The organism is Cytophagales bacterium, from assembly GCA_019456305.1.
Taxonomy (GTDB): Bacteria; Bacteroidota; Bacteroidia; order Cytophagales; family VRUD01; genus VRUD01.
On record VRUD01000014.1, the window covers coordinates 1 to 19,483 of the forward strand.

The 19,483-nt window shown below is 34.4% G+C and carries 16 protein-coding genes; 12 read left to right on the forward strand and 4 right to left on the reverse strand.

Annotated features, from left to right (window positions below; all coding sequences use genetic code 11):
• Window positions 1-89: 89 nt before the first annotated feature.
• The 4 genes from FVQ77_04490 to FVQ77_04505 are packed head-to-tail and all read left to right on the forward strand — an operon-like array spanning window position 90 to window position 5,459.
• Complete coding sequence (locus tag FVQ77_04490; GenBank protein MBW8049592.1) at window positions 90-1,448, forward strand: site-specific DNA-methyltransferase; 1,359 nt, start codon at window positions 90-92, stop codon at window positions 1,446-1,448.
• A gap of 14 nt (window positions 1,449-1,462) precedes the next feature.
• A complete protein-coding gene (locus FVQ77_04495; protein MBW8049593.1) occupies window positions 1,463-2,458 on the forward strand; it encodes a hypothetical protein in 996 nt (331 codons plus the stop codon).
• Window positions 2,459-2,462: 4 nt separating this feature from the next.
• A complete protein-coding gene (locus tag FVQ77_04500) occupies window positions 2,463-4,523 on the forward strand; it encodes a hypothetical protein (GenBank protein ID MBW8049594.1) in 2,061 nt (686 codons plus the stop codon).
• Between the two features lie 6 nt (window positions 4,524-4,529).
• Window positions 4,530-5,459, forward strand: coding sequence for a hypothetical protein (locus tag FVQ77_04505; protein ID MBW8049595.1), 930 nt, complete (start codon window positions 4,530-4,532; stop codon window positions 5,457-5,459).
• A gap of 265 nt (window positions 5,460-5,724) precedes the next feature.
• Here the strand turns inward: FVQ77_04505 and FVQ77_04510 are convergent, their stop codons facing one another.
• From FVQ77_04510 to FVQ77_04525, 4 genes are all read right to left on the reverse strand, one after another.
• Window positions 5,725-5,952, reverse strand: a complete 228-nt coding sequence (locus FVQ77_04510; protein ID MBW8049596.1) for a hypothetical protein — start codon at window positions 5,950-5,952, stop codon at window positions 5,725-5,727.
• A gap of 99 nt (window positions 5,953-6,051) precedes the next feature.
• Window positions 6,052-7,698, reverse strand: coding sequence for a hypothetical protein (locus tag FVQ77_04515; protein MBW8049597.1), 1,647 nt, complete (start codon window positions 7,696-7,698; stop codon window positions 6,052-6,054).
• An 82-nt stretch (window positions 7,699-7,780) separates the two neighbouring features.
• On the reverse strand, window positions 7,781-7,987 hold the full coding sequence (locus FVQ77_04520; protein MBW8049598.1) for a type II toxin-antitoxin system HicB family antitoxin: 207 nt from the start codon (window positions 7,985-7,987) through the stop codon (window positions 7,781-7,783).
• A gap of 58 nt (window positions 7,988-8,045) precedes the next feature.
• On the reverse strand, window positions 8,046-9,395 hold the full coding sequence (locus tag FVQ77_04525; protein ID MBW8049599.1) for a hypothetical protein: 1,350 nt from the start codon (window positions 9,393-9,395) through the stop codon (window positions 8,046-8,048).
• A gap of 301 nt (window positions 9,396-9,696) precedes the next feature.
• Between FVQ77_04525 and FVQ77_04530 the strand changes: the two genes are divergently transcribed.
• The 8 genes from FVQ77_04530 to asnB all read left to right on the forward strand — a co-directional run bounded on the left by FVQ77_04530 (window position 9,697) and on the right by asnB (window position 19,480).
• Window positions 9,697-10,833, forward strand: a complete 1,137-nt coding sequence (locus FVQ77_04530) for a hypothetical protein (protein MBW8049600.1) — start codon at window positions 9,697-9,699, stop codon at window positions 10,831-10,833.
• Complete coding sequence (locus FVQ77_04535) at window positions 10,830-11,417, forward strand: N-6 DNA methylase (GenBank protein MBW8049601.1); 588 nt, start codon at window positions 10,830-10,832, stop codon at window positions 11,415-11,417. The genes FVQ77_04530 and FVQ77_04535 overlap by 4 nt, the downstream gene beginning before the upstream one ends.
• A gap of 21 nt (window positions 11,418-11,438) precedes the next feature.
• The gene (locus FVQ77_04540) at window positions 11,439-12,914 is read left to right on the forward strand and encodes a proline--tRNA ligase (protein ID MBW8049602.1); all 1,476 of its coding nucleotides are present in this window, start codon (window positions 11,439-11,441) and stop codon (window positions 12,912-12,914) included.
• Window positions 12,915-13,004: 90 nt separating this feature from the next.
• Window positions 13,005-13,478, forward strand: a complete 474-nt coding sequence (locus FVQ77_04545; protein MBW8049603.1) for a hypothetical protein — start codon at window positions 13,005-13,007, stop codon at window positions 13,476-13,478.
• A 141-nt stretch (window positions 13,479-13,619) separates the two neighbouring features.
• Window positions 13,620-14,603, forward strand: a complete 984-nt coding sequence (locus tag FVQ77_04550) for a UPF0365 family protein (GenBank protein MBW8049604.1) — start codon at window positions 13,620-13,622, stop codon at window positions 14,601-14,603.
• A gap of 19 nt (window positions 14,604-14,622) precedes the next feature.
• Window positions 14,623-15,624: a twin-arginine translocation signal domain-containing protein gene (locus FVQ77_04555; GenBank protein MBW8049605.1), complete on the forward strand. Its 1,002-nt coding sequence runs from the start codon at window positions 14,623-14,625 to the stop codon at window positions 15,622-15,624.
• Window positions 15,625-15,897: 273 nt separating this feature from the next.
• Window positions 15,898-17,319, forward strand: a complete 1,422-nt coding sequence (dnaA, locus tag FVQ77_04560) for a chromosomal replication initiator protein DnaA (protein ID MBW8049606.1) — start codon at window positions 15,898-15,900, stop codon at window positions 17,317-17,319.
• 124 nt (window positions 17,320-17,443) lie between these two features.
• Entirely contained in the window at window positions 17,444-19,480 is a 2,037-nt protein-coding gene (gene asnB, locus FVQ77_04565; protein ID MBW8049607.1) for an asparagine synthase (glutamine-hydrolyzing), read from the forward strand.
• Window positions 19,481-19,483 lie beyond the last annotated feature (3 nt).

Here is a 19,483-nt window from a genome sequence, read left to right on the forward strand (position 1 = left end):
CCCACATTTTTTGTACATTACTTATAATATTACTATTTTTGAAGTGATTTTACCAACCACCTTTTGTCTATTAGACCATAATTTATATAATGAATATTGATTTAATAAAATTTAATACTAATGAAAAGCTTTCAGAATATTTTGTGAAAGAGTATTCTATAAATAATAAACCTATTCCTATAAGTTTTAGAGACTTAATACCTAAGCTAAATAATATTGGTAAATATACTCATTTAATTCATTCTTATCCTGCTAAACTTATAGCACATATACCAAACTTTTTTTTGAATAATAATTATTTTTCAAAAAAGGGAGATGTTGTTTTAGACCCATTTTGTGGTACAGGAACAGTATTATTAGAGGCTTTGATTTCTGGTAGAAATGCAATAGGTGCAGATGCGAATCCCTTAGCCCAATTAATTACGAAAGTTAAAACCACCTATCTTACTGCTGAGATATTACAATATTATTTAGGACTAATTATTCAAAGCTACAAAAGATTAAGAAACCCGGAAATTCCTGATATAATAAATAGGGATTTTTGGTTTCCTTTGGAAAATCAAAAAAAACTAGGACTAATTAAAAGAGCTATCAAAGAAACTACAAATGATGAAATACAAGATTTCTTTTTAGTTTGTTTTTCCAATTGTGTTAAAAAGGTTAGTTATGCTGATCCTAGAGTGGCTGTGCCAGTAAAACTAAACCCTAAAAGATATCCTGAAGGAAGTGCCAAAAACAAAAAGGCTTTAAAAAGAATTAAAGATATCGAAACTATTGATGTTTTTGCGTTATTCGAAACAATTTGCATAAATAATATTCATCGCATTAGTAATCTTCAAAGGTTTTATAATAAAGTTAATGCTAAAGTTATTTCAGATGATGCAAGAAAATTAACAAAAGGTATTGGAGTGAGCGAACGCATTGAGAATGAATCCGTTGATTTAATTATTACATCTCCGCCTTATGCTGGTGCCCAAAAATATATTCGCTCTTCAAGTTTAAATTTAGGGTGGATAGGAATGGTAAAGCCAAATGAATTGAAATTTTTAGATAAAAAAAATATTGGCAGAGAGAATTACAATAAATATGAACTAAAAAAAATCGAAACAGGCATTAGTAGTGCAGATATGCTATTAGAAAAAGTATATTCTATTAATAAACTTAGAGCATATATTGTTGGAAACTACTTAATAGAATTAATGCCTGCTTTAAATGAATCTATTCGTGTTCTAAAGAAAAATTCGTACCTTATATTAATTGTTGGAAACAATAAAGTGAGTAATTTTGAATTTAACACGCAACAATATTTAACTGAATATTTAATTTCAAGAAAACTTAGTTTAGAGTTTAAGCTCATAGATGATATTAAATCATACGGACTGATGACTAAGCGCAATAAAACTGCAGATATTATCTCTAGGGAATGGATTTTAGTATTTAAAAAATAATAAACGAAAATAAGATGGCAATAAAAAATTACGAAAAAATACCATTAAAAGATAAACTATGCGACAAAATAATGATTTATTATTCTACTATATGGAAAGATAAATTAGAAGAAAGTATTCATGAAATATGGTTAACTAATTTTAATAATAACAGACAAGTAATACAAGAAAAAGAACAAATAAATGCTTTATATTTATTATCTAAATTCATGTATTTTGGTAATATTGAATTAAGAGAATTATTAAAAAGCGTGTACAGAGATTTATTTAAATATCCCATTGTTGAAGCCATAAGAAAGAACAATAAAGATCTTATAGATACAGATTTTATCAATAATCAATTTAAAGCAGAATTAAAAAAAACCAAATTTTTAGGAATGGGTAATCCTTCTGAAAGTGGGATTCATCTATTATATTATTTCAGACAAGAAAATAATTTAAGTAAAGAAAATTTCATTAATACACATGAAATTTTTAATTCAAAATTAATCAAGGATAAAGATGAGAATGGTAAACAAAGGGAATATTTAAAAACAGAAATAAAAAATCAAGGTGTTAATCGGTATATTTTTTTAGATGATTTTTGTGGAAGCGGCACACAAGCTATTGACTATTCAAGAGACATTGTTGAAAAAATAAAAAAAATTAAACCGGATATTGAAGTTAATTATTTAGTGCTTTTTTCTACCGAACATGGTCTTAATGCTGTTAAAAAACACACAAAATTCAATAATATAGAGACTATTTTTACTTTAGATGAGTCGTTTAAATGTTTTTCTGATAATTCGAGATATTATTCAAAAATCATTAATGGTATTGAAAAGGATTTTACTAGAGGTTTTTGTCATTCATATGGTAAAAGGCTTTTTAGTAGTCACCCTTTGGGATATAAAGATGGCCAACTCTTATTAGGTCTTTTTCACAATACTCCAGACAATACCTTGCCTATATTTTGGAGTGATGTTAATAATTGGAAACAGATATTTAAAAGATACCATAAAATATATTAATATTATGGAAAATAAAATTTTACAGAATCCTTTTGGAATTACTAAAGCTACAGAATTTACAGATATTGAAATAAATGATTATTGGATTGATTTTAGTTTCGGTAATGATAACGCTGTATTTAATATGCTGAATCCTAATGAATATATGCCTAAGTATATACTGGGGAATAAAGGATGTGGAAAAACACATCTGCTAAGGTATTTTTCATTTCCATTACAGAAAATAAGATATGAAAATAATACAAGCAGGATACTTGCTGAAGATAAATATATTGGGATATATTCAGGTGCCGGTGGTATAGATGCAAGTAGATTTAAAGGAAAAGGGATAGTGGATAGTATTTGGGACAATCTTTTTGAATATTATTTTGAATTATACATTTGTGATAATTTATTAAATACAATCGAAGATATATTTTTGGATATAAAAGTTTCTATTTCAAAAAAAGAGGAATTAGCTGAAAAAATCAAGGACATTTTTCATACAAAGATTAATGATATAACCGATTTTTCTTCTATTAAAAATTATTTAAAAAAGTTAAGAAAAAACATAGATTCTGAAGTAGTGAATGCCTCATTTAAACGTGAGTTAGATTATAAATTGGTGAAAATTCTATTTTCACCAGGAGATTTATTATTTGGTATTCCTAAAATAATAGGTGAAACTATAAGTAAGTTTAAATATATTAAATTCATTTATATTTTAGATCAATATGAAACGCTTTTTGAATCACAAAAGATATTTGTCAACTCATTAGTTTTTGACAAGAAAACACCATGTACTTTTTGGATAGGTGCCCGTAAGTATGGGTATACAACAAGAAAGACAAAATCAAATGAACCTATAAGACCTGGCTCTGAATTCCAACCAGTTGAATTAGATGTTTTTTTCAGACAAAATGAAGCACACTATAAAAATTTTGCCAAGAATTTATTTGTAAACAGACTGTCAAAATTTTATAGTGATAAAAAGCAAAATATAGAAAAAAATGACATTGAAAATGCTTTTAAAGAAAAATTTGTGAAATACACTGATGAAATACTAATTAATGAATTAAGAGCAAAATACCCCGAAGGTAATTATAGACATATCAAAAATCTGAATCAAAGATTAAATGATGGTTTTAACAATAAATGTGTTTATGGGATTTCAAAAAAAGAACAATTGCAAGAAATTATTGATTTACTATTACACAAAACTGATAATAACCCTTTATATCAAAAGTATAAATTATTTTTTTTCTATCAAAAATGGAGTAAAGCAAAGGTTAATTCAAATCTTCTTGATTGTGCAAATGAAATTAATTCTCAATTTGAACTATTTTTAAAAAAAATTCCGAGTGATTTTGATAACATACAGCAAAAATATAGATTAGATTTGTTAGCTCAATTAGCTTCTGAAAACAATATAAAAAATACCTGTTATTCTGGAATTGATAATTTTATAGATATTTCATGGGGGAATCCAAGAGTTCTTCTATTAATTTTAAAGATAATAATAGAAAAATCGTGGCTTAGGGGGGAGAAACCACTTAATGAAGGTTCAAAGATATCCCTAGAATCACAGTTTCAAGGTGTATTTGAAACAGCTAAATGGTTTTATGAAGATGCTGAGATTATTGGCGAAATGGGTAAGAATATTTATAAATCAATAAACAACTTAGCTGATTTATTTAGAGTATATCGTTTTTCAGATAAACCTTCTGAAACTTCCGTTTCTTGTTTCAATTTTAAATTTGAGATTCTATCTGATTTAGCAAAAGAATATATTGATAAGGCAAACCTCCATTCTTTAATAATAGAAATAGATAATGGAAGAAAAGAAAAGAATTCTGGCAGAAAGGAAAAAGTTTATCAATTAAATAAAACTATTGCACCATTATGGAATTTGCCAACAATTAGAAGAGGTGTAGCATCTTTAAACAAAGAAATGTTAAACGCAATATTTAATCCTGGTTTTCATGGAAATTTTAACAGTTTACTAAAGAAGAAGAAACAAACTCTAAATGCACCTTTTTGCAATATTAAAGTTCATAGTACCCAATCAAATCTTTTTGATGAATAAAAAATTATGGATTTTTCAATTCTATATAAAGAAAGTTTTCCAGATGGGAATATAGAATCTATTGCTGGATATGACCTTTATATTTCTGCTTTTGATAATTGTGATAGGACAAAACAAATATTTGAAAAAATCAATGCGTCAGAAAAAAAATGGATAGTTTTTCCTCAACATAAAAATATAGAAAAACAGGAATTACCAACTTCAAATACTTATTTTAAAAATGAATTTAAAGAAGATGATTTTTTTATTGATTTTTTCAAGAATTGGAACTATTCCACAAATATTAGACTCTGTATTGATATTACCGGCTTTATAAGACCTCACCTATTATTCTTGATTAGATTTTTATCATATAAAGGCTTTAAGAAGGTAGATTTCATATATACTGAGCCAAAACAATATAAGGATGCTGATGAAACAACTTTTTCAGGTTTTATAGATGAGATTCGAACTATTGAAGGATATAGTTCTGAAATTATTAATCCTAATACTGATAACGATGTTTTAATAATCGCAGCAGGATACGATGATAATTTAATAGCAAAAATCGCTCAAAATAAAAGTAAATGTAAAAAAAGGTATTTCATTTTAGGTTTTCCCTCATTACAACCAGATATGTATCAAGAAAGCATTCTTAAAATTGAAAACGTAAAGGAGTCCATAGGTGAAAATAAAATATTTAAATTTTCACCAGCAAATGATCCTTTTATTACAGCTCAAATTATAAGTGAAATAATTAATGAAAATCCAAATTCAACCAACATATACTTAAGTCCTTTGTCAACAAAACCGCAAACAATTGGGATGGCTCTATATTTTCTATGGAACTATAAAACAAAGCCTCTTAATATAATTTTCCCTTATAGTAATACCTATGCAACAAAACATGCTATAGGAGTAAAAAGAACTTGGAAATATACTTTTGAGTTTCCATAAAAGGAAATTTGTTATTAAGCAATAATGCCCAGCACACAACAAAGGCTATATTTAATGCGGGTTTTAGTGTGAATTTGAAAGTGAATAAATATAAATAAACAACGTAGTGGTTTGAAAATGAAGTGCAATTTAATCCCGCACTAAACATAGCACAGACCGTTAGCGTTTTTATAATTTCCCTTCTATCGCTTCCAGGATCTTTGTTTGTTTCTCATCTCTTGCATCCATTCGTTCAAGGATTTTGATAATGTTTTCCTGGCTTTCATTAAATTTTGCCTGATTCTCCCCCATTTTTGCCTGACTCTCCATCATTTTTGCCTGACTCTCCATCATTTTTGCCTGAATCTCTATTATTTGTTTCTGATTCACAAGCATATTTTCCTGAAGTTCTCCGTTGCTTTTCCACATATAAGCTAATACAATCCCAAATAACGGTAAGGCCTATTCCCACCATAGCAACCGCAATTTCCATCGTTTTTTCTTTCAGCTTCATTTTAGTAATAGTTTATTAAGTTTTAAACTTCAAATGTAAATGAAATATAACTTTTTCTATTCGATTTTCCATCTTCCGCCAACAATAACCATTTCCCTTCTAAAACACTGTCCCAAACGTAAACAAAAGACTGGTAAAGCTGTTTTTTACTGTTGCGAAAGGCTCACTGCCGTCATTTAGCGTATAAGGAGTATAAGCGCTGTTATATTTAGAAGTAACGAAAGCAATATCTAAAAAATAGTCTTTTTCACGCATCCCTACACCACCGGTTATGTACGTTCTTTTACGGTTAACATTATCGATATTATTGTAAGGGTCGCCATAGAGTGCAAATCCTGCTCTTACTCTGAAAATTTCAAACCTAAGTTCACCGCCAACTTTTAAGTTGACAGCAGGCTTATAAAGTTTTTTGATGGTTTTATTATCACCTTGAAAGGTTAAACCACCACCATTTAAATCGGCTGAATTATATGCTACATATTCTACATCAGTAGAAAGAAAACCTTTTTTGCCTGCAAAAAGAGCAACTCCTCCTGATAATCTGTAGGGTGTTGTGAGTTTGTAGCTGAAGGTGCCTTCTTCAAGAGAACGTTGTTCTATCGAAGCATAACCACTCGTTATTGATACATTATCAAAATAGGCAGTAATATCAGTTTGATAATCATCTGTCATTGAATAATAAGTAGGAGTCTGAATAAATATACCCGCTCTTACCAAATCTGATGGGCGATATATCAAACCAAACTTTAAATTTATGCCTGTACCAATAGTTTTATAGTAATCATTTAATACAAAATATCTTAGATTTTCAATCGTATCAGCAATAACATCTTCACGGAATTCTTTCTTTTCTATATATCTGATCGAAGCTATACCCAAAGATGCTCCTACAAAGAGCTGGTCATCATAATTAGCGCCATAAGCCAAATCCCATTGATTTTGTGCACCTGTCGTTTCAACAATTTCCTGCTGACTTACTGTATCTCCGGTAATAAATGAATAATAGGTATTATTTACCAAATCGTCAGGATTAGTAAGAAACGTCCAATATGCTAATCCTTGGAATGAAGTAATTTGTTCAAATTCCTGGTCTAATTCAGTCACAGGAATACCGTTAGTAATTTCCACAAAATAATCGGTCATGGAATTGTTTTTATTAACCCCCTCATAAATAAACCTGTTATGAAAATTATTTAACCTGGTAAAACTGATCCCATAAGTAGCTGCGCGCCAGGTTCCGGGACTGTCATCATCGGATAAATTTGTAAATACAATTCCAATGTTGCTGATATTAAAGTTAGATTTTGTATCGGTACTTGTTGTACAAGAATTGGCTGAAGTGCAAAAATCAGATTCTGTATTTCCAAATCCTAATGAAGGGGTGATGCTAAAGATCGAATGTCTAAAAGCGCCTAATCCCGCAGGATTGCCGGCAAGAGTGCTCATATCGGCTCCGAGTGCAGTCTGAGCGCCAGCCATCCCCTGTATCCTTGCGGTACCGCCAAACCTTGTCTGGGAATACCTTAAAGCGTCAATGTAATAGCCAAAAGCACCGGGGTCAATCTGGGAGGAGCTGTTTTGGGCAGGGCAAGCAGAAATCAGGAATAAGAAAGATATTAACCCCGTTAGATAGTAATAACATTTTAACCTACTATAGTATTTGAAAAAAATATCTAACGGGGTTAAATGTATGGGGAATCTTTTTAACATTAATGCGTTCATGTGCTTACGTGTTCTTGTGCTCATGGGAATTTATGTGAACACTTGAAAACATGAACATTTGAACACTATTTTTAGATGAAATTTATTATACACTTCAAGGTAGTTTTTAAACAGACACAACATCAGCAAAAGATGAGGGTTCAGGAATAGGCTCATTGTCTTTTCTCATCCCTTCAAGATGGAATTCAATTGCATCCTTAATTAATTTTGCAACCTCATTTTTTGAATCACCTACAGCCACACAACCTGGAAGGTCAGGAACATAAGCGCCCCAACTTTTTGGGCATTGTTCGTAAATAACAGTATATCTCAATTTAATTATTTCCCTGACTTTCACTCGTCAACTTGAATTTATAAAATAATACAGATAATTATCTCCTCCTCACTGGAGTTTTATTTGTATTTTTTGTACCACTTTTAGAGCTGTTAGAGCTGCCCGAGTTTGAAGGCCTGGTATTATTACCGGTATTCCCATAAGACCTGGGACTTGAAGTATTAGTATTTTTCGGCTGTGTAGAGAAATTATTTTTTGGTTTTGAATAGTTAGAATGATCATAATTCCTCGGTTTATTGTAGTTAGAAGGTGCAACAGTATGTGTTTTAGGTTTACTGTAATTATTATTCATATCGGTCTTTGGCTTGCTATAGTTGGTATTGTGATCTTTGGTGTAATTAGCATTACCACTGTTAATATCCCTGGGTTTTGTAGTAAAATTGTAGTTTTTCGGGTTGTTGTTAGAGGTGTTTTCTTTTGGTTTATAATAATCATATTCTTTAGGTCTGTCATTCGATATATTGCCTTTGGGCTTATTATATTCTCTTGGCTTATCACTAAGAGTATATTCTTTCGGCTTAACATCAATTGATGGTTCTTTCGGTTTGATGCTGTATGAATTAGCATTTGTATTTACTCCGGTGTTATTAAGGCCTTTGGGACGTTTCATATCATCATCTTTACTAATAATTATTCCATCATCGTTCTTGATCTTTCCTCCGGAGTTATTCCCTACACCAGGGCGGCCAGGGCTGTTATTGCTGCTAACGATTACATTACTTCTCCCCTTTCGTGGCCCGTAGTACACATTGGATTGTTTACCACCTGAATATCCGCTATAAGATCCACTATAATACCCGTCATAATATCCATTGTTGTAGCCGGAATAATAGCTGTTATATCCGTAGGGAGAATAATAATTTCCGGGATAATAATAGGGGTTTGAATACCATACACTTCCCCAGCCCCACGAATAGCCTATACCAAATGTTATAGATGGGTGATGATGGTAGCTGTAATAACCGGGATAATAGGTATAAGTAGGAGCATAAATGCTTGAGCCATAATAATAGGGGTCAGAATTATACCAGTAGTAATCTGTATAGTAAGGGGAATAATAGTTAGAGCCGCAATAAGAACTGTTAAATCTTCTTATCCTGGAAGCATAATAATAATCATGATCATCATAATAATAATCGCTTCCATAATCACCGCCATCTGAATAATCAGGGTTGGCGGTTTTAGAAGTATAATTATCAGGATCACTGCTTTTTGAGTTTGCAGAAGCATCCTGGCTGGTTTTATTTTCTATTTTTACTGTTCTGTCTTTTGAAGAATAGTAAAGGTCGTCATTTTCAGTTGTTTGTGTGTTTTGACTGCCGGCACAACCCCAAAGGGAAAAGCCAAATATGACTACCAGCGAACGAAGTAAATTTGTAGTTTTCATAATTATATAAGTTTAGTATTAAATATTTGACAAAATACAACAAATTAAGTTTAATATACAAATTAAATAACTTATCTTTGGAAGTTCAAATTATCATCATAAAATAATGTTAAACAAAACCCGTACCAAAAATATAATTCAATAGTAATTCGATGGTAATTCAATGGTAATTCGAGGGTAATCCGATAGAATTACAATTGAGTTACAACTGAATCAAGTGTTAATAAAGTTACGAGTTTTAAATTATAAAGTTAGACAACATGCAAAAAATAACAACAGAACAGATAACTTTGTAAAACAAATGGCATACGATTCAGTAGATAAATTACAGAACGCTCTTGGAGAAAAAGTGTTCCACTACACGCAGGACAAGAAAAAAGCAGCAGGCAGAGCACTTGGAACAATGGTTGAAATCATTAACTATTATCTCCTAAAGACCTGGGGCTTTAATAACTCGACTTCTATAGAAAGAGGACTTGTTGAGTATGGAAACGAAGATATAGCACATAATGTTGAGTACTCGTTACATCCGATAACCAAGGAGCATGAAATTACTGTTACCAATGATGGTAACTCGATTACAGCAACTAAGATTTTAAAGGCTTTAGAACAAGAAGCCAATATTTCAAAGTTTGAGAAAAAGAACAACAACCTTCTCGACAAGCATAACATTCTTCGTAACGCTTGTACAATTGGCGAATCAAACGACTCATTTTTACTGACCAGTTTTAAAACCGTTGGACAACAAGAGCATGAACTATTAGTATATGAGCAAATGCAAAAACCTTATGCATTTTTTGAATGCAAAAGGGTAGGGGTTGAGGAAGGCAACAAAAAAGGACCCCAAACTATTGAAAAAGCAAAACAGGGAGCATACGTTGCAAGAACTGCATCCTCACTACAAAAAATCAGGACGGACACGGGAGAAAAATATGGGATAATTTACCGCTCTGACAACGAACCATACATTAAGCCTTACATTGAGTTGATTGAGGAAATCATTTACTCTGACGACACCGAATTACTACAAAAATTCATCCTAACCGTTGGAGTGGTTAGCAATCATGGAAATTGGTTTACGGCAGACAATCACAACAAAGAATTGAAAGTTTTAGCTCAGTCCTACGATTGGCTTATTTTCTTGACAGATAATGGATTGGCTCAATTCATTGATGAGCTATTACTTAATCCAACTCAAGAATACATCAAAGTACAAGAAGCATTCAAAAACAGCTATTCTGCTAATAAAAAGCGGAATGTTTTTACAAAAGTCAAAATGGATTTTGAAGCAGACACTGTGTTGCTCAAATACTTCTCTGACAAATTGAATGAAATTGAAGGTTGGTTTAATATCATAGCACCAGAGAGGAAATCAATAACAGAACTAAAGGACGAACTGAAAGAGTTACGTTCCAAAAACTGGAAAGAAATACTATGAGCGCAGGAAGAACAGTAAATTCTCAAAGTCAAACATGGGGAACTCCCCTTAAATATGTAAATGCTATTAAGCGTTTGTTTGGTGGCTCAATTACATTAGACCCTTGCTCAAATGAGTACTCTATAGTTCAGGCTGAAACAGAATTCATGCTGCCTCAAATTGACGGACTTCGAGAAGATTGGAACTACCCGACAATTTATATGAATCCACCATATGGCGCTGACAGAGAAAAAAGAACAACAATAAAGAATTGGTTAGCTAAGTGTGCTTTGACTCATCAGAAATATGGTTCTGAAATATTGGCTTTAGTTCCAGTAGCGACAAATACAGGTCATTGGAAACAAAGCGTTTTTGGACAAGCAAGAGCCATTTGTTTTCTCTATGACACAAGACTTAAATTCCTTGAAAATGGTTCAGGTGCCGGCAAAGGTGCACCTATGGCATGTGCAATGATTTACTGGGGACAGAACTACGAAAAATTCTACGACATATTTATTGAGTACGGAGCTGTCGTTGACCTATCAAACCTCCAAGGAGAAGGAATCGGAGCAACAAGAAAGTACATGAAATTAGAATACGAATAATAAAATGCTAATATACATAAAATGAGCAAAGCGTTACCAGATAAAAATAAAGACTTTTCCGCATGGTATAACGAACTGATAAAAAAAGCTGACCTGGCTGAAAATTCTGTGGTGCGGGGGTGTATGGTTATCAAGCCTTATGGTTTTGCTATCTGGGAAAAAATGCAATCTATCCTGGATAAAATGTTTAAAGATACAGGACATTCCAATGCATATTTTCCATTGCTTATCCCTAAATCTTATCTGAGCAAAGAAGCAGAACATGTAGCAGGTTTTGCAAAAGAATGTGCTGTAGTAACGCATTACCGGCTGAAAAATGCTGAAGATGGCAGCGGCCTGGTTGTTGACCCCGAAGCAAAGTTAGAAGAAGAATTGGTCATAAGGCCTACTTCAGAGACCGTTATCTGGAATTCCTACAAAAACTGGATACAATCATACAGGGATCTGCCTATATTGATAAACCAATGGGCTAATATAGTGCGTTGGGAAATGCGAACCCGCTTTTTTTTGCGCACTACCGAATTTTTATGGCAGGAAGGGCATACAGCACATGCTACTGAAAATGAAGCCGTTGAAGAAACACTAAAAATATTGAGCTTATATGCTGAATTTGCAGAAAAGTACATGGCAATGCCCGTGCTTAAAGGCAAACAAACTGAAAATGAAAAATTCGCTGGCGCTGTTGATACTTATTGCATAGAAGCATTGATGCAGGACGGCAAAGCATTGCAGGTGGGCACATCCCATTTTCTTGGACAAAACTTTGCCAAGGCTTTTGATGTAAAGTTTGCCACACAGCAAGGCGGTACTGATTATGTTTGGGGCACTTCCTGGGGGGTAAGTACCCGGCTTATGGGTGCGCTGATCATGGCTCATGGCGATGACCATGGTTTGGTATTGCCGCCTTTACTTGCACCTTTTCAGGTAGTGGTAATTCCTATATATAAAAGTGCGGAGGAACTGGCAGCTATTGGTGAAAAAGCAAGTAAGATCATAAAATCGCTCCGGGATAAAGGTATATCAGTGAAATATGATGACAGAGATACCCATAAACCAGGTTGGAAATTTGCTGAATATGAGCTTAAAGGGGTGCCTGTAAGGATTGCTATCGGACCCAGAGACCTTAAAAACAATACAGCAGAAGTTGCAAGACGGGATACCATGGAAAAAGAAAATTATAATGCTGATAATTTGGCTGAAAAAATTGATAAACTGCTGCTGGAAATTCAACAAAATATCTATGATAAAGCGCTTGCCTTTCGCGAAGAACAGACCACAAGCGTTGATTCCTACAAAGAATTTAAAGAAGTTATACAGAATAAAGGAGGTTTTATATTAGCACACTGGGACGGCACAACTGAAACAGAACAGAAAATACAGGAGGAAACAAAAGCAACCATCCGGTGTATTTTGATGGATGGACAGAATGAAAAAGGGAAATGTATTTATTCGGGAATGACATCTGAGAAAAGGGTTATTTTTGCAAAAGCGTATTGAAATCAGTTAACAGTAGACAATTGACAATTGGTAACTATTGACAATTGTCTACTGTTAACTGTCAACTTTTTATTAACTTTGCCCATTCCAATGACAATAGAACTGATAAGTGTAATAGTACTGGTTCTTATAGGGGTTGTGCTCATTATTATTGAAGTGATCTTTGTTCCGGGAACCACAGTAGTAGGGATCGTAGGATTTTTGTGTGCCGTTGGCGGTATTTATTTAGCTTATGATAACTTCGGGAATCAAACGGGGCATATATTATTAGCAGTAACATTTATCGTTACAGTCGTTATATTGATAATAAGTTTCAAATCAGGGACATGGAACAGGTTTGCATTAAAAGGGTCTATTAAAAGTAAGGTCAATGAAGGTAAAAAAGCGGAGCTATCAATTGGGGATGTTGGTAAAACAACTTCTGCCTTAAGACCAATAGGAAAAGCAGAATTCAATGAAAAAATTTTTGAAGTTACGACTTTAAGCGCTTATCTTGTAGCAGATAAAAAGATCAGGATAATCAAAATCGAAAGAAATAAAATTATTGTTGAACCATTAATATAATAATAAATCTGTATCCATTTATCATCATAAAAATAAAAAGGTAGAACTTTATAATTTTGATGAAGAATTTGTTTTAATTGCGGGCGTAAAAATAATCATGGATCAAATTTTATAAAAATAAACCTTTAAAATAATCTAAAAATGCCTATACAAATATTAATACTCGTAATAATAGCTGGAATAATTGGCTTTTTTATATTCCTTTATTTTGTTCCAATAGGTCTCTGGATCACGGCTATTTTTTCCGGTGTCCGTGTCGGTTTGTTTGAACTGGTATTTATGAGGATACGTAAAGTGCCTCCGGGTGTAATTGTTAACTCTTTGATCACTGCCGTAAAAGCAGGTTTAAATGTTACCTCCACAGACCTGGAAACACACTATTTAGCAGGAGGTCATGTACCTTCTGTTGTTAAGGCATTAATATCGGCTGACAAAGCAAATTTGGAGTTGGATTTCAAACAAGCAACAGCCATAGACCTTGCAGGAAGGGATGTTTTTGAAGCGGTGCAAACCTCTGTTAATCCCCGGGTGATCAATACACCTGATGTATCAGCCGTAGCGCAAGACGGAATTCAATTGATCGCAAAAGCAAGAGTAACGGTAAGGGCAAACCTTGCCCAATTGGTAGGCGGAGCGGGTGAGGATACCATTCTGGCAAGAGTTGGTGAAGGAATTGTTACCTCCATTGGCTCTTCTGCAAGCCATAAGGCAGTACTTGAAAATCCTGATAAGATATCAAAGCTGGTTCTGAACAAAGGGCTGGATGCAGGCACTGCTTTTGCCATACTATCCATTGATATTGCTGATGTGGATGTAGGGAAAAATATAGGCGCCATATTACAAACTGACCAGGCAGAGGCAGATAAGAAAATTGCCCAGGCAAAAGCAGAAGGAAGAAGAGCAATGGCTGTTGCTGTTGAACAGGAAATGACAGCAAAAGCAGCGGATATGCGCGCTAGAGTAATTGAAGCTGAAGCAGAGGTACCTAAAGCTATGGCAGAAGCATTCAGAAAAGGTAACCTCGGGATCATGGACTATTACAGAATGAAAAATATAGAAGCAGATACGGGCATGAGAGATTCCATTGGCGGTACGAAGAAAGGGCCTAAGGAGTCTGATAAATAAAAGGCTATGAAGTTGCAAAATGCTCACCAGAAGATCATTTGTCAAAAAAACTTTAGTTGGGACAGCAGCAGTTGGCCTATCTTATATACCTTACCTACCTGCCAACCTGCCCGCCCAAGGCCTATGGCAGGTGGGAGCCTGGGCGCAGGCAGGTGATCTTCCGGGTGAGTCAATCCCATTTTTATCGGGAAAGGATATAGTAAAACTAACCATCCTCCATACCAATGACCTGCATTCCCGCATTGAACCCTTTCCTGAAGATACCCCAAAGTATGGCGGCATGGGCGGTATGGCAAGAAGGGCAGCCATAATCAAAAAGATCAGGGAACAGCAACCGAATGTGCTCTTGTTTGATGCAGGAGACATTTTCCAGGGGACTCCCTATTTCAACTATTTCGGAGGCGAACTGGAGTTCAGGTTGATGAGTGAAATGGGTTATGATGCCGCTGTTCCGGGCAATCACGAATTTGACAATGGGCTGGAAGGTTTGGCAAAACAATTACCTCATGCCGCCTTCCCTTTTCTAATTGCCAATTACGACTTTTCAAAAACAATATTGAAAGATAAGTTTCATCCTTACAGGATCTTTGAAAAAAGAGATGTCAGAGTTGGCGTTTTTGGTTTAGGAATTGAATTAAAGGGTTTGGTTAATGAAAAACTCTACGGTAAAACTATCTACCTCGATCCAATTGATGCAGCAAAAGAAATGGTTCAGGAATTAAAACGCAAAAGATGCGACTTGATAATATGCCTGTCACATTTGGGCTACAAATATGGATCTGACAAAATATCTGACCAGGTAATTGCCCAAAAAGTCGAAGGGATAGACCTGATCATTGGCGGGCATACGCACACATTTCTTGATAAACCCACAGTAATGCAATCACCTTCTGGTAAAAATGTACTGATAAACCAAGCTGGTTGGGCCGGTATTAAGATTGGAAGAATTGATTATGTTTTTCAAAAAAGATCAAAAAATAAGACTCCCAAAGGCTCGGTTTTGAATGTTATAAAAAAATAAAATGACTGTTCGCTTTTTTACCTGCCCGCCACCCACTGGCTTTAACATAGCAGGCAGGTACCTAATAATTTTAATTAGCATGATTGCATGGTTGCATGGATGCATGCAGTCATGCAATCATGCAGCCATGCAGTCAAGAAAACAGTTAGGTATAAACAAACGGATACTCATTAAAAATTATTTTTAAAAAAACTTTTATTAAAATTTGTTTTTTATTAAAATTGTTGCTCTTTTTAAGCATTATTTACTCCGTTTAGAAACCTATTATGAATCATGCACAAGCAGCGTAAAACAGTGTGGAATAATTGTCTCCAAATGATAAAGGAGAATGTCAATGAACAAAATTTCAAAACCTGGTTTGAACCTATTGTGCCTGTCAAATTGGATAATAATGTGCTCACGATCCAGGTTCCCAGCAGATTTTTCTATGAATGGATTGAAGAGCACTATGTCCACATTCTGAAAAAAGCAATTCATCAGGAGTTAGGACAGGAAGGGCGGCTCGAATATTCTGTTGTAGTAGATAAAGGAGATACCACCCACAAGCCTTATACAATTAATTTACCTGCCGGAGATTCTTTCCAAAATTATTCAAACGTCAAGGTGAAACAAAAGGTGGTTAGTAATCCTTTTGCGTATAAAAATATTAATAAAAGTAAGTTTGATTCGAATCTTAACCCCCATAAAAATTTCGAATCATTTTTAGAAGGTGATTGCAACCGCCTTGCACGTGTTGCCGGTGAACGTATTTCTGAAAAACCCGGCACTACCGCCTTTAATCCATTAATGATCCATAGCGCTCCCGGGCTGGGGAAGACGCATCTTATCCAGGCTATCGGTAATCAAATAAAACAGAATGATGCTGAAAAACTTGTACTTTACCTGTCTTCTGACAATTTTTTCAATCAATATATAACTTCAGTAAAAAGCAACAATTCACAGGATTTTATTAATTTTTATTTGCAGATAGATGTGCTGATTTTAGATGATATACATAACCTGTCAGGAAGAGAAGGGACACAAGAAATATTTTTTCATATATTTAACGATTTGCATAATGCACGTAAACAGATCATTCTTACAAGCGATGCTCCTCCTAAAGATCTGGTAGGAATTAAGGAACGGTTGATCTCAAGGTTTAAATGGGGATTGATTGCAGATCTGGAGCAACCTGATTTTGAAACCAAGTTTGCGATCATAAAAAGAAAAATTCAATATGACGGTATCAATTTCCCTGATAATGTGGTAGAATACCTCGCCCATAGTGTAGATACAAGTATCAGGGACCTGGAAGGTGCGATCATTTCATTGATGGCTCAATCATCTCTGAATAAAAAGGAAATTGACCTTGAAATTACCAAACGAATACTGCAAAACATCGTTACAGATATCGTAAAAGATGTCAGCATTGATTTTATCCAGAAATCTGTTGCCAGATTTTCCAATATAGATGTTGACGATCTGTCTGCTAAAACCAGGAAAAAAGAAATCGTAATAGCAAGACAAACGGCCATGTATTTCGCTAAAGAATACACCAATCTTTCACTTAAATCAATAGGCGAGCATTTTGGCGGAAGAGACCACAGCACTGTTCTCCATGCTATCCAATGTGTTAATGATATGCTTACTACAGACAGGCATTTTAAAGTAGCTTTTAACGAACTTCAGAAAAAACTTCAATTAAAATCTATTTGAGCGCAAAGCGAATAGAGCAAAGCGCATAGCGTTCCACGTTTTGGCTTTTGCTCTTTGTGCTACGCACAACAATAACTGATTTCAAAAAACTCTTTGAGGAGCAGAACGCAATACGCTATGCGCCATGCTCTATGCGCTAATGTGTGGGATCAACCTTATTATTGACAAAAGATCGAATATTGATGAGCGTTATATCATTAGAATGAATTCAGTAACCTGCCACAGAGGTCCTGATGCGACAAACTTTATTAAATCACGCTTTGCTGATTCACTTCAACAGACCATCTATATTGGTAATAACCGCCTCAAAATAATTGACAAAAGCGATCTGGCCAACCAGCCTTTTATCTCGCCTTGCGGCAAATATATTATTTCTTTTAACGGAGAGATCTACAATTATTTGGAATTAAAAAAGAATTTAGATGTACAATTAAAGACCACATCTGATACGGAGGTTTTATTACACCTGTTAATAAAATACAATATTGATGCATTGCAAATGCTCAATGGAATGTTTGGAGTTATTTTCTATGATGGGTTGAAAAATGAAGTAACTATCGCCAGAGACCGCTTTGGTATGAAGCCGGTATATTATTATGAAGATGAAAATTATTTTATCTGCTCATCAGAAATACAAAGTATTTTGTCTACCAATCTGGTAAAAAAAAAACTTAACTCAAAACAAATCCCACATTACTTAAGCTTCAAATTTGCCTGTAAACCCGAAACATTCTACCAAAATATCTATGAATTGGAAGAGGGGCATTACATAAAACAAGCCCCCCTAAATCCCCCCAAAGGGGGGACTTTGCCATCCCCTTTCCCTTTGGGCAGTGGGGTCGGGAAGTCCTCCCGAGTACTCGGGAGAGGACGATGTCCAGTGGACATCGAGCCAGCACTGCGGGAGGCAGGGGGGCTGTCATCAAAAGAGATCATAAATAAAACAGAAACTTTACTCATCAATTCAGTAGAAAAGCACCTGAGAGCTGACGTGCCTGCAGGTATTTTTCTCAGTGGAGGCGTAGATTCTACTTTACTGCTTGCCATTATCAATGAATTAGGAATTAAAAACTTTCCCTCTTTTACTATTGGAAACACAAACGATAAAGACTCGTTTGGCACCAAAGACCACTACTTTGCCGGAATTGCTGCCCAACAATACAAAAGCGATCATCACCATATAAATATAGACAGTTCTATTATGGACTATATTGATAAATTGATCGTTTCGCTGGACCAACCAATTGCTGACGGGGCTGCTCTGCTCACATATATCTTATCGGAAGAAACAAAAAACTTTATAACTACTGTGTTATCAGGAGCCGGAGCTGATGAAATGTTTGCCGGATACAACCGGCACGCTGCCTGGTATTTCTATCTTCGAAATCGAAATAAATTGTCCCTGATCAACTCGGGGTTAAAACCTGCTTTATGTAAATTGTCACGGTGTTTACCTACGGGTTTTGATCATCCATTGAGAGAGCCTTTCAGGTTGATCAGTAAATTTATCCACCAAATAGATAAAGACCCTGGTAAAACATTTGTTAATTTTACCTCAGCAGAAGGGTTTGATACAGCCCCCCTAACAGCCCCCCTAAATCCCCCCAAAGGGGGGACTTTGCCATTCCCTTTCCCTTTGGGAAGTGGGGTGGGTAAGTCCCCCCTTTGGGGGGATTTAGGGGGGCTGCTTGAGATTAATTATTATCTCAATAAAGGGTTACAGCTTGACAGATCAAGGTATTTAATATCAGACGTTTTGGCATTAACAGATAAGATGGCAATGCGTCATTCCCTGGAGGTGAGAATGCCATATTTAGATATGGAACTTACAGGTTTTATTAATACTATTGAGCCTGAAAAATTATTTAAACATGGTAGGAAATGGATATTGAAAAAGATATTAAATAATAAAAATGGAAGACAATATGTAAAAAGACGTAAAGAAGGTTTTGGTATGCCTTTTGGAAGCTGGTTAAAAGAAAAAAAATGTAGGTGGGTCAGTGATACTATGTTGAAAAAAAAACATCTTATTTACCAGTACGTTGATTATAATAAAACGTGTGAAATGATCAACACTCATTTAAAAAATAAAAGAGATTATTCAACCGAACTCTGGTCTTTATTTGTACTGACAAAATGGTTGGAAAAAGAATTTAATTAATTT

Bases quoted from the DNA above. Each gene is read 5' to 3' on its own strand.
- FVQ77_04490 (MBW8049592.1), top strand. From the start codon at position 90: ATGAATATTGATTTAATAAAATTTAATACTAATGAAAAGCTTTCAGAA.
- FVQ77_04495 (MBW8049593.1), top strand. From the start codon at position 1,463: ATGGCAATAAAAAATTACGAAAAAATACCATTAAAAGATAAACTATGC.
- FVQ77_04500 (MBW8049594.1), top strand. From the start codon at position 2,463: ATGGAAAATAAAATTTTACAGAATCCTTTTGGAATTACTAAAGCTACA.
- FVQ77_04505 (MBW8049595.1), top strand. From the start codon at position 4,530: ATGGATTTTTCAATTCTATATAAAGAAAGTTTTCCAGATGGGAATATA.
- FVQ77_04510 (MBW8049596.1), bottom strand. From the start codon at position 5,952: ATGAAGCTGAAAGAAAAAACGATGGAAATTGCGGTTGCTATGGTGGGA.
- FVQ77_04515 (MBW8049597.1), bottom strand. From the start codon at position 7,698: ATGAGCACAAGAACACGTAAGCACATGAACGCATTAATGTTAAAAAGA.
- FVQ77_04525 (MBW8049599.1), bottom strand. From the start codon at position 9,395: ATGAAAACTACAAATTTACTTCGTTCGCTGGTAGTCATATTTGGCTTT.
- FVQ77_04530 (MBW8049600.1), top strand. From the start codon at position 9,697: ATGGCATACGATTCAGTAGATAAATTACAGAACGCTCTTGGAGAAAAA.
- FVQ77_04535 (MBW8049601.1), top strand. From the start codon at position 10,830: ATGAGCGCAGGAAGAACAGTAAATTCTCAAAGTCAAACATGGGGAACT.
- FVQ77_04540 (MBW8049602.1), top strand. From the start codon at position 11,439: ATGAGCAAAGCGTTACCAGATAAAAATAAAGACTTTTCCGCATGGTAT.
- FVQ77_04545 (MBW8049603.1), top strand. From the start codon at position 13,005: ATGACAATAGAACTGATAAGTGTAATAGTACTGGTTCTTATAGGGGTT.
- FVQ77_04550 (MBW8049604.1), top strand. From the start codon at position 13,620: ATGCCTATACAAATATTAATACTCGTAATAATAGCTGGAATAATTGGC.
- FVQ77_04555 (MBW8049605.1), top strand. From the start codon at position 14,623: ATGCTCACCAGAAGATCATTTGTCAAAAAAACTTTAGTTGGGACAGCA.
- dnaA (MBW8049606.1), top strand. From the start codon at position 15,898: ATGCACAAGCAGCGTAAAACAGTGTGGAATAATTGTCTCCAAATGATA.
- asnB (MBW8049607.1), top strand. From the start codon at position 17,444: ATGCTCTATGCGCTAATGTGTGGGATCAACCTTATTATTGACAAAAGA.